Source organism: Methylobacterium sp. 285MFTsu5.1, from assembly GCF_000383455.1.
Lineage (GTDB): Bacteria > Pseudomonadota > Alphaproteobacteria > Rhizobiales > Beijerinckiaceae > Methylobacterium.
Genome location: NZ_KB911324.1, coordinates 1 through 10,305, shown reverse-complemented (window position 1 = coordinate 10,305; position 10,305 = coordinate 1). Strand labels below are relative to the sequence as shown.

9 protein-coding genes and 1 pseudogene are annotated in these 10,305 nt (G+C 66.5%); 3 read left to right on the top strand and 7 right to left on the bottom strand.

From position 1 onward, the window contains the following. A partial coding sequence (locus H288_RS0131160) for an autotransporter outer membrane beta-barrel domain-containing protein (protein ID WP_020096471.1) occupies positions 1 to 1,818 on the top strand: 1,818 nt, incomplete at its 5' end. A 283-nt stretch (positions 1,819 to 2,101) separates the two neighbouring features. On the opposite strand, the gene H288_RS0131150 is transcribed toward H288_RS0131160, so the two are convergent. The 3 genes from H288_RS0131150 to H288_RS35420 form a co-directional block, all read right to left on the bottom strand. Beyond that, entirely contained in the window at positions 2,102 to 3,298 is a 1,197-nt protein-coding gene (locus tag H288_RS0131150; RefSeq protein ID WP_020096470.1) for a hypothetical protein, read from the bottom strand. 328 nt (positions 3,299 to 3,626) lie between these two features. Then, positions 3,627 to 4,037 carry a hypothetical protein gene (locus tag H288_RS35425; protein ID WP_128083446.1) on the bottom strand — a complete coding sequence of 137 codons (411 nt, stop codon included), beginning with the start codon at positions 4,035 to 4,037 and terminating at the stop codon, positions 3,627 to 3,629. Positions 4,038 to 4,528: 491 nt separating this feature from the next. Further along, positions 4,529 to 4,852 (bottom strand): hypothetical protein, encoded by a 324-nt coding sequence (locus H288_RS35420; RefSeq protein WP_128083447.1) that lies wholly within the window; start codon positions 4,850 to 4,852, stop codon positions 4,529 to 4,531. Positions 4,853 to 5,383: 531 nt separating this feature from the next. Here H288_RS35420 and H288_RS34585 point away from each other — a divergent pair. Beyond that, positions 5,384 to 5,647, top strand: a complete 264-nt coding sequence (locus tag H288_RS34585) for a hypothetical protein (protein ID WP_020096469.1) — start codon at positions 5,384 to 5,386, stop codon at positions 5,645 to 5,647. 106 nt (positions 5,648 to 5,753) lie between these two features. On the opposite strand, the gene H288_RS0131135 is transcribed toward H288_RS34585, so the two are convergent. The 3 genes and pseudogenes from H288_RS0131135 to H288_RS0131125 form a co-directional block, all read right to left on the bottom strand. Next, positions 5,754 to 6,548: an NAD(P)H-dependent oxidoreductase gene (locus tag H288_RS0131135; RefSeq protein WP_020096468.1), complete on the bottom strand. Its 795-nt coding sequence runs from the start codon at positions 6,546 to 6,548 to the stop codon at positions 5,754 to 5,756. Between the two features lie 28 nt (positions 6,549 to 6,576). Beyond that, positions 6,577 to 7,580 (bottom strand): annotated as a pseudogene (locus tag H288_RS33300) (NAD(P)-dependent alcohol dehydrogenase). Beyond that, entirely contained in the window at positions 7,577 to 8,791 is a 1,215-nt protein-coding gene (locus tag H288_RS0131125; RefSeq protein ID WP_020096466.1) for an MFS transporter, read from the bottom strand. Before H288_RS0131125 ends, H288_RS33300 begins: the two are co-directional and overlap by 4 nt. Before the next feature lie 110 nt (positions 8,792 to 8,901). Here H288_RS0131125 and H288_RS0131120 point away from each other — a divergent pair, with 110 nt between their 5' ends. Beyond that, on the top strand, positions 8,902 to 9,804 hold the full coding sequence (locus H288_RS0131120; RefSeq protein WP_020096465.1) for a LysR family transcriptional regulator: 903 nt from the start codon (positions 8,902 to 8,904) through the stop codon (positions 9,802 to 9,804). Positions 9,805 to 10,064: 260 nt separating this feature from the next. Here H288_RS0131120 and H288_RS0131115 read toward each other — a convergent pair. Further along, positions 10,065 to 10,305 (bottom strand): transposase (locus tag H288_RS0131115; RefSeq protein ID WP_020096464.1); only part of this gene is annotated, 241 nt, incomplete at its 5' end.

Sequence of the window (10,305 nt, the reverse complement as noted above, 5' to 3'; positions counted from 1 at the left end):
GCCGGCGCCATCCTGGAGACCGCGAGCCCGACCAGCCTGACCAAGGCCGGCCCCGGCACGCTCCTGCTCACCGGCCCCGGCCTCTTCTCCGGCCCGACCACAATCCAGGCCGGCACGCTCTCCCTCAACGGCCTCTGGACCTCGCCGGTCACGGTCGCGGCCACTGGCACCCTGCGCGGCATCGGCACCGTCGCGGCCCCGGTCACGGTCGCGGGCGCCCTGCGGCCGGGCAACTCCCCCGGCACGCTCACCGTGCTCGGCCCGGTGGCGTTCGCCCCCGGCAGCAGCCTCGGCCTCGACATCGACGGCCCGGGCACCGGCACCGGCGCGGGCAGCTACGCCCGCCTGCTGGTGCTCGGCCCGACCGGTACGGTCTCGGCCAACGGCACCCTGGTGCCGGAGCTTCGCGGCATCACCGGCAACGCCACGAACAGCTTCACCCCCGCGCTCGGCCAGCGCTTCGGCGTTCTGACCGCGCAGGCCGGGCTGTCGGGCTCGTTCAGCGGGCTCGCCCAGCCGGCGGCGGGCCTGCCGGCGGGCACGCGCCTCGACGCGCTCTACGCCGCCACCGGCCTCGACCTCGTGGTCACGCCGGCCGCCTACGGCAATCTCGCCGGCCTCGGCCTCGCCCAGACCGGCAACGCCCGGGCCGTGGGCGCGGCCCTCGACCTCGCCCGCCCGGCCGCCGGCACGCGGCCGGACGCGGCGCGGGCGCGGGTGTTCGACCCGCTCTACGCGGCCGGCCCGGCGACGCTGCCGGGCGGCCTGGCGAGCCTGTCGGGCCAGAGCTACGGCGACGCGGTGATGACCGACCTCGCCGCGCGCCGTCTGCTCTCCGACACGATCGACCGGCACCAGCGCGGGCTGGGCGGGGGCGCGGGCGCGTTCAGCGCGGGCGATCCGGGCCCGGGCCCGAACCGCACGGCGCTGCAGGTGCGCGGCGGCGCCGGGGCGGCGGCGGCGCCGCTTGGGGTGGGCGAGGGCCGGGTCTGGGCCGACGCGCTGTACGGGTTCGGTGCGCGCGCCGGCGACCGGGCGGCCACGGGCGCCGGGTTCGACGCGGGCGGGCTGCTGATGGGCGTCGACCGCCAGGTCGGGGCGGACACGCAGGTCGGCGGTGCGTTCAGCTACCTGCGCGCGGGCGGCACGTCGCGGGGCGCGGGGCTGGGGCGGTTCACCACCGACAGCTACGGTGGGACGCTGTACGCGAGCACGCGGCTGGGCGCCGTGGTGCTGCGCGGCACGGCGGGGGTGTCGTACGCGGACGGCCGGGTGGACCGGACGGTGGCGCTGGGCGCGGCGGTGTCGCAGGCGTCCGGGCTGTCGTCGGGCTGGAACGGCGGGGTGTCGGGCTTTGCCGGCTACGCGCTGGCGACCGGCCTGCCGGTCGAGGTCGTGCCGGAGGTGGGCTTCAGCTACGACCGGCTGACGCGGGGCCGTGTGTCCGAGCGGGGCGGTCTGGTCGGGCAGGGCTTCGGCGGGCAGGGCTTCGCGGTGGCCGACCTCGACGCGGCGCGCAGCCTGGTCGGCGGGCGGGTGACGAGTTGGGCGTTGGCGGGCATTCCGGATCTGCGGCTGGAGGGTCGGGCGTACTGGGCGCACGAGCTGGCCGACACGGCGGCTTTGATCCGCTCGAGCCTGTTCGGGGCGGGGTTCGCGGGCCGGACGAGCGCGCTGGGCCGGGACGGCGCGGTTCTGGGGGTGAGCCTGACGGGGGCGGTCGCCGCGGGCGTGCGGCTGTCGGTGGGCTACACCGGCGACGTCCGCCCGGGCGCCACCGCCCAGGTGTTCACCGCCGGCCTCCAGGCCGCGTGGTAGAGCATCGACGGACCTTCGAGCGTTCCTAGCTAGCCTTACGATCGGCGGATGCATGTCGTCGCCCGCCGATCGTTTACGTGGCCCCTCCCCCGCATTCGGCCGGCATAGCCTCCGACGCATCATCCGATCGTGTTACTCTCCAAGTCGGCCTCCTCGTCGACCATGCGGCCGGGGCTCCCGTTCGGCAGGTACCGATCGCGCTCCACGGTGCGGGCGGCGTTTCGAGTGTGCGGCCGCCTCCAGCACTCGCCCGTCGTCGGCATCCAGGCGTGCGGGCGACCTGCTATTTCGACACCCACGCATCTTCGACCCAGATCTGCCCGTGCAGATCAGAAGCCAATGCCGCAGCTATCGCCTGCTGTGCTGCCGCCGTGTCGAGATCGGAGGCGACGACGGCGTCCTCCCCCTCGGACTCGGCGGGCCCTACCGAGAAGACCTTCTCCTTGCCGGTATCGACAAGTCTCGCATCGACACCCCGGAGCTGGAGGTAAGAGACGGACTTGTCCTGAGGATCCTGCCACGCGGTAGCCCGGAGCGAGATCGCTTCCTGAGCTCCCATCGGGTCCAGGTAGGACACCTTGCGGGTGAGGGCCATCTGGATCTCGCCTCGCCCGGCGTCCTTGCCCGACGAGACGATCGTCGCATCGGGGATGGCCTTCGGCAATGCGCGACCGAGGGCGGCGATCAGATCGGCGTCGCCCGGCTTCACCTTGAGCTTGACGAGCTGGGACTTGTCAGCGACCTGCCCGTATTCCGCAGTCGCCACTCCCGGGAGCTTCTTCACCTTCTCGAGGAGCGCGGGAGCTCTCTCCGGATCGACGTCGATCGAGATCGACGAGGTGCCGCCTCTCAGGTCGGCGCAATTCGGGACCAGACCGGCGGGATCCATCCGGGCACCTTCAGTGCGGACTAGCTTCACCAGATCGACGACGTTCGGAAGCTTGGTCGTCACCGAGAGGGTTCCGGGATCGGGTACGGGCTTGTCGCTCACGTCTTCAGGCTCGTCCTCTGCCGTCGAACCGGAGGGCAGCGCGGTCGGATCCTCCTCCGAGAACGCCAGGCCGGTGGCTGCGATGGCGACGCTATGGTCCGGAAGCTTCAGAGAGCCGTTCAGCTGCTGGTCGTCCTTCGAGCCGCTCCGCTTGATCGACACGGCGACCTGATCCCCCGCCGAGCTTGCTCCGGCTCCGGAGAAGTTCGCGCCGTCGGCCTTCAGCGGGATCACCAGACGGTCGACGCGCCGCGACAGCGTGCTTGTCGGGTAGCAGACGTCGATGCTCGCGTCGGTGATCTGGCTGCCCTGCAAGGTCAACTTCAGGACGCCGTCGATCAGATACGTAGCCGAACCGTCCAGGGACCCTTCCGAAAAGCTGAGGTAGCGGGTCGACGGCTGCTGAGGCTGCGGCTTCTTCGATTTGCCCTGAGCATTCGCCTGACCGCACAGTCCGATCAGAACAATCGTCGCCACCAGGAACCGCATGTGACCTCCCCAGGTCCGCCGATCATGTGCAGGGCATCATGCCCGACGTTGCGGTGCACGGCCACCCGATCGCGGGCCACGCATGTCGGGACAGCTTGGGGGATAGCTTGATCGGCGACCGACGTCGGTCGTCGGATCGTCCCGGATCCTGGCTGTCGGTGCGGAGAACCTCGGCCGGGAAGCGATCCGATCGAACGCCGCCTCCAGGCGCATCTCGCCGATCGACTGGCTGTAACCGCATCGGCCGAATGTTGGAGATGCCATGATTTGTGATGGCTCCGACCGCGGCTATCTATGGATGTTGGACGTCGTCGCGAGACATCAGTTCTCAATCAAAGGACTTCCCATTCCAACGAACGTAGCCTCCACCTCCGCCATGGGCATCCATATGGACCTTCGGGATGCGCTCGCGGCCTACCTTGACGTTGGCACCCAGCATATCGTGGGCCTTCTGGAGCAATGATCCGCGACGCAGATAGAACAGTACGGAGCAAACCTGCATGCCGCAATGACTGCTCCGTGACATTTTACCGGCACATCGGATCCCCTCGTGGGATATAATCAAGTCGGGCATGCCGTCGCCATCGAGATCCCGCTCGATCAGGCCGGCGGGATCGATGCGCCCTTGACGACCATCGCACCCGTCACTGATCTCCTGCTTTGCCAAGTAGGCCGCCGCTCTTGATTCCGCTACAGCCGGCGCTGCAAAGAGCGATCCCATCAAGATCACGAAAGTCATTCTTCCCATAAACATCGTCCGTCTCCCGATAGTCGTCCCAAGCGGCCCGGAGTCAGTCTTTGCATTGACGCGACAGGCTTGACTTCGCCGATGCATAGCCGTCAGTCCTTACGGGCCACTTGGTGCGTTCGTCGAAGACGATGGCCGCTTTACTGCCCGAGCTCAGTAATTCATCTATGTCCGGTCGCAACGGCCAGCTGTAGAGCTCGTTGTTGGTCCTCGGCGGTACGGTCAGCTTGATCTGGCGTCCGGCAGCGGAGAGGGATAGCGTATCTCCAGCGCTTAGACCGTTCTCGACGGAGTAGATCTCGAAGGACCTTTCGCCACCGCGCCGGCACGAGACGAATATGCACAGATTGGAGGAGACGCAGGAGATGAACGCAGGATACGGAGTTCCTTTTGCCGGCTTCCACCCCGAGTTCGCAACCTGGACGCAATACAGCATGAATAGGAGGGCAACCGCACCCGATCTGGTTGACATGATATGGTCCCTACTCTGTTGAGATCGCGTCCATTTTCACGATTTTTCCCGCTGCGCCGCAGAACAGAGCCTTGATAGTCACGGTGCGGCCGTCGCGGATCAATGTGGAATATCCATCGCGAGCAATCGCTTTCTGGCGTGGATCGGGAAAATCGTACAAAGCGGGTACGTTGATGTGCTGCTCGCCGACTTTTTGGTTAAGTGTGAATCCGCGTACCGTTCCCTGCTCGAATGTTAGATCGCTGATGCGGCCGCGCAAGACCATCGGAGAACAGTCCTTCGCCGGCGACAGGTTAGACATCGAGACGATTTTGCCGTCGACGGAACGATTCACCCTCATATCCGCGAAAACGACGCTGGATCCGGCGGCATATAGCAAAAATGAACCTAGATATTTCCCTATGTAACAACTTACGGCTGGCATCGAAAGCTCCGTAGGCGCGTATTCAAAGCAAGATTTTCGATCGCGATCCACAGCGCAAGCCGTAAATTGGCGCAGGACTGATAATCATTTGGCTTAGAGGCTTCGGGTGGGAGCCGGCGTCACGAGTGCGGCTGGGCTCGGCGCAGGCGGTCTGGTTGGACTTGGCGGAGGTCTTCTGCTTCTCTACAGGTCTATGGAGCCTGTCCTAGTCAAAGACTCGCGCGATTGGCTTACAAAACTGACTTCCGGCCTCTGACCGTCTGAATCGTCGAGGACATGTCCGCTCGAGTGCCCGCGTGGCGCAGAAGCAGACCGGCAGCATTCCACCCCGAGCAGCCATACGGCTTCCGACCCGTTGCAGTCGTCCAGAGAGCCGTCCGGATTTCCTGAAAGCGGTCCTAGAGGGTATCGCGAACCTGAGGGTGCGCCAGTCTTGGCTGGATGACCGCCCGTCGCGCCTACCCATCTGACATCAACGATGAAGAGCGGACGCTGATCGCGCCTTACCTGACGCTCCTGCCCACGGCGGCCGCTGAGCGCGAGCACAGCATGCGCGACGTGTTCAGCGGGCTTTGCTACTTGGCGCGCAACGCCATGGCGCGGGCGATTTCCGGCAATTGTTCAGAACGGGATGTCGCGGACCTCACTCGGTTGATGCGTCGTTTCGCCGATGCTGTGCAGACTGATCCTGCCGAGCAGGGCTGACGTTCTTTCCCGAAACATCGTCGTTTTCGGAAGGCAACGCCGGGCGAGTTTAACCACCGCTCAGGCCCAGCGCATGGAAGGATGCCTTTAGGATCTGCAGGATGAATTACCCTGCTCGGCTCTGATCCACGTGCAAGGCGAAGCCGGACACGCCAGGGTCGCCCAGTTCTGGCCGCAACTCCAGGCTGGGAACCTGGTAGTCGCCACCGTTCTGCATCCTGTAGGGGATGTGCGCAGTGGTTTCGATGGTCCGCATTCTTTCCTTCAACTGATCTGCCACCCGCTGAAAGCCGGCCTCGTCCATCCGGTCCACGCGGTAGGCCACGAAGGACGGCAGGACGGTGTAGCCGGGATAGTAAAGGATGCCGTGATTGATTGGGAACAGGATGTCCTCGATTGGACCGTTCACGCCGCGCGGGGCGTAGTGCGTCGCCCACCCGCCGACCGTGACGAACAGCATCGCGCGCTTGCCGGCCAGCGTGCCTTCGCCGAAGCGGTCGCCCCAATGCGTGTCGCTCCGTTCGCCGACGCCGTAGGCGAACCCGAACGCGTAGACCCGGTCCACCCACCCCTTGAGAATGGCCGGCATGTGGTACCACCACAACGGGAACTGCAGAATTAGCATATCGGCCCAGAGCAGCTTTTCCTGCTCGGCCTTCACGTCCTCCGTCAGCGCCCCGGCGGTGAACGCCCGACCTGACGCTTCGGCCACCCGGAGCCGCTCGCCTTCCACCATCTCGGGGAAGTCCGCGCGGTCAACGCTCGCCTTCCATCCCTCAGCGTAGAGGTCGCTGACGCGGACCTCATGCCCCTGCGCTTCCAACTCGGCCACGGCGACGTCGCGCAGCGCGCCGTTCAGGGAATGGCGTTCCGGGTGGGCGAATACGAGAAGAACCTTCATGGTTCAATGCTCCTGCTGGATGCGTTGATCAAAACTCGACGACGATCTTGCCGAAGTGGCCCCCAGTCTCCTGGAGCCGGAAGGCATCGGCGAGTTCGGCGAGCGGGAAGGAGCGGTCGATCACCGGGTGTCCGCGGACGGCGTCGATGCCGCGGATCAGGTCAGTCTGATGACGTCGGCTGCCGACGATGAGACCCTGGAGGCGCTGCTGCCGGGCCATGAGCATGGCCGTCGGCACGGCGCCCGCCCGGTCAGCACGCCGATCAGCGAGATGTGGCCGCCCACGCGCGCGGCCTTGATCGATTGCGTCAGGGTGCCCGGGCCGCCGACCTCCACGACATGATCCACGCCGGTGCCGCCCGTCAGCTCCCGCACCCGTTCGCCCCATTCTCGGTTCTGACGGTAGTTGATGCCGTGGGCAGCGCCCATCGTGCGAAGCCGCTCCAGCTTCTCGTCGGAGGAGGAGGTCGCGATCACCGTGGCCCCCATGGCTCGCGCGATCTGCAACGCGAAGATCGACACGCCGCCCGTGCCGAGCACCAGCACGCTGTCCCCGACTTTGAGACCGCCGTTGACCACCAGGGCGCGCCAAGCGGTCACCCCGGCCGTGGTCAGGGTCGCCGCAGCGGCGTGGCTCCAGCCGACCGGCGCGCGCGTGAAGGACGTGGCTGGCGCCACCACGACCTCCCGAGCAAAGCCGTCGATCCCGTCGCCCGGCGTGGTGGCGAAATCGGCAAGGGTCGCCTCACCGTCCAGCCAGGTCGGGAAGAAGGTGGACACGACATGGTCGCCGGGCTTGAACTCAGTGACCTCGGAACCGACCGCCTCCACCACCCCGGCGCCATCGGCCATGGGAATGCGGCCATCGGCGGCCGGCAGCCGTCCCGTCACCACGCCCAGATCGTGGAAGTTTAGGGAGGAGGCATGCACACGCACGCGGATGGCGCTCGCTCCGGGATCACCGGGATCGGAGAGGTCGATCAACGTCAGGCCGTCGAGCCCTTGCTGCGGATGTGCCTGGATAGCCTTCATGCGGGTGCTCCTCGGCTGCGCGAGGGCAGCCATTGCAGGACGGTCGCGATCGCCGAGACGATCAGAACGGCGCCGAGATAAGCCTGGGTCGTGCCCAGGAAGCCGGTCAGCGGAACGGCGAAGCCGGCGGCGATGGGCGGGACGCTCAAGGACAGGTAGGTGACCAGAAAGATCGCCGCGAAGAGTTCGGCACGCTCGTGCACAGGGGTGAGCGGCACGAGCGATTGGATAAGGCCGCTGAACGATGCGCCTAGCCCGGCGCCGGCGACCGCACCGCCGACGAAGAACAGCGCCAACGCTCCAGTGCCGATCGACACGAGCAAGAGGCCAACCCCGGCCGTCACCGCCGCCATGCCCACGACGGCCATGCGCCCGGGCGGCAGCCCGCGCATCATCAGCGGCGACACGGCGCCAGCGCCACACAGCACGGCGACGGTGGCGCCGTTCAGCAATCCGCTACTGACGCCGAAGACAGTGCGCAACAGCGACGGCCCAAGCGCGCTGACGAAGCCGCCCAGCGCCCAGATCGACAGGAGCAACGGCAGCCCGCGCGTGAAGCCGTCGCGCGCCGAACGGGCAACATGCACGCTCGGCACCATGGAACGAAGCAGGCCGGGCACCGGGCTTGCCGTCTCGGGAATAAGCAGAACAATCGACGCACCCAGGCAGAACAGCCCCCCGAGCAAGCCGAACGCCCAGATCTCCGCCTTGTCCGTCACGCCGAGCAGCGCGCCGGTAACGAAGGCGCCCGTCGCCAGCCCCGCGAGCGGCGAGATGCTGGTAAACAGGCTGCCAAGGGCTCTGCGGGCCGGCGGCGCCGCCTCGATCACCGCGGCCGACAGGGCGCCGTTGACCACGCCCATGGATATGCCCTGGGCGATCCGGGCGGCCAGCAATCCGCCGATGCCGTCTGCCGTCAGAAAAAGCGCTATGGACACGACCTGGATGACCAGCGCCGCAACGATCACCGGCTTCCGTCCCATGTGGTCGGAGAGCGACCCGGCCACGAGCAGCGTCACTAGCAGCACCAGGGAGTAAATGCTGAACGCGACCGTCAGCATGCCCGGGGAGAAACCCCAACGCTCCTGGAACACGACAAACAAGGGCGACGGCACGCTGCTCGACACGAAGAACAGGAACAGGATGGCCGCGAGCAGCGGGAACGCGATCGAGGAGGGGCGATGCGGTTGGAGGGTAAGGGCTTCCGGCAAACTGCTATCCGCGTCGTCGATGGAGGCTCCCGGAACTGAAGCCTGCTCGGCATATCGCGCGGCGCGGCGCAGTGTTGAAATCGAACCTTCTGCCTGTTGTTATCGAGTGCATGGATACCAGGAACCTCGATCTCGGCCTGCTCGTCACGCTCGAAGCCCTGCTGGCGGAAAGGAACGTCACGCGTGCCGCCCGGCGCCTGAACCTGAGCCAACCCGCCTTGTCCGCCCGGTTGGCGCGGCTTCGCGAGGCTTTCGGCGATCCCCTCCTCATTCCGGCACAGCGCGGAATGGTCCTGACCCAGCGCGCCGTCGAGCTTCGACAACCGTTGCATGAAGCACTGGAGGGTGTCCGCAGGGTCGTGGCAGATGGAGCACCGTTCGACCCGGCGACTATGCAGGCCACCCTGGTGATCGCCGCGACCGACTACCAGCAGTATGCGCTGCTCACCCGCTTCTCGGTCGCGCTCAGGACCGAGGCGCCCAGGGTCCGCATCGCCTGGCGTGCCCTGGACGTGCTGGCGCTCGCCACGCAGTTGGAGCGCGGCGAGGTCGACCTGGCCTTGGCATCTTCAGACCATGCACCGGCGGCCATGCGCCAGCGTCAGCTCTATTGTGAGGATTACACGGTGATCGCCCGGCAGGGACACCCGACCGTACAGGGATATGTCAGCATGGACGTGTTCTGTACTTTGGAGCACGTTGTGGTGTCTCCCCAAGGCGGCGGGTTCTCGGGACCTACCGATGCGGCACTAGAGGCCGTCGGCCGCCGCCGCACCGTAGCCCTGTCCACGTCGGGGTTCCTGATCGTGCCGGAGGTCGTGTCACGGTCCGACATGATTGCTTTGGTCCCACGGCGGATCGCCGATGGCTGGTCGGATCGGGTGCAGGTGCTAGATCCGCCGCTCACCATTCCTGGCTTCACCATCGCGAGTGTCTGGCATGACCGGACGACCAACCATCCGGCACAACGCTGGCTGCGTGAACGGCTGACGATGTTGGCCGCCGAGGGATAAGCACCGACCGCAATGCTGCAGGCGGCCATTCACCGACTTTCTCGAAACACCATCATTTTCGAGAAAGCGCCCCGGATCGCTAACGGCAGCTTTCGATATATCCCACGCTCAAAGCAGTCGGGCCGTTTCCCACCCTGAGCCGACATGTGCGTATGGGTACCAAGCGTGAGATTTGGACTACTAGGAGCCTGTCCGAGTAACGGGGTTTGAAGCCTGGTAGAGGGGGCAAGACGGGAGCCAATGAGGGCGGACCAGCGGCTTCAGCGGCCTGACTGTGCCAGCTTCAGCAGGTTGTGGGCGGTGCAGATCATCGCCCACTCGCCCCGGACCTGATCGAGCCCTCTCATCAGGAACTGTCGGAAGCCTCGGGCCTGCTTGATCTGTCCGAACACCGGCTCGACGACCTGCTTTCTAAGACGGTACCGACTGCGGCGCCCAGCCCGCTTCAGGCGGGCGGCCATCGCGCTCATCAACGGCATCTTGGTCAGCCTCCGGCGGCCG

Excerpts from the sequence above, each read along its gene's own strand:
- H288_RS0131120 (WP_020096465.1), top strand. The coding sequence starts at position 8,902 with ATGGATACCAGGAACCTCGATCTCGGCCTGCTCGTCACGCTCGAAGCC.
- H288_RS0131150 (WP_020096470.1), bottom strand. The coding sequence starts at position 3,298 with ATGCGGTTCCTGGTGGCGACGATTGTTCTGATCGGACTGTGCGGTCAG.
- H288_RS35425 (WP_128083446.1), bottom strand. The coding sequence starts at position 4,037 with ATGACTTTCGTGATCTTGATGGGATCGCTCTTTGCAGCGCCGGCTGTA.
- H288_RS0131135 (WP_020096468.1), bottom strand. The coding sequence starts at position 6,548 with ATGAAGGTTCTTCTCGTATTCGCCCACCCGGAACGCCATTCCCTGAAC.
- H288_RS34585 (WP_020096469.1), top strand. The coding sequence starts at position 5,384 with ATGACCGCCCGTCGCGCCTACCCATCTGACATCAACGATGAAGAGCGG.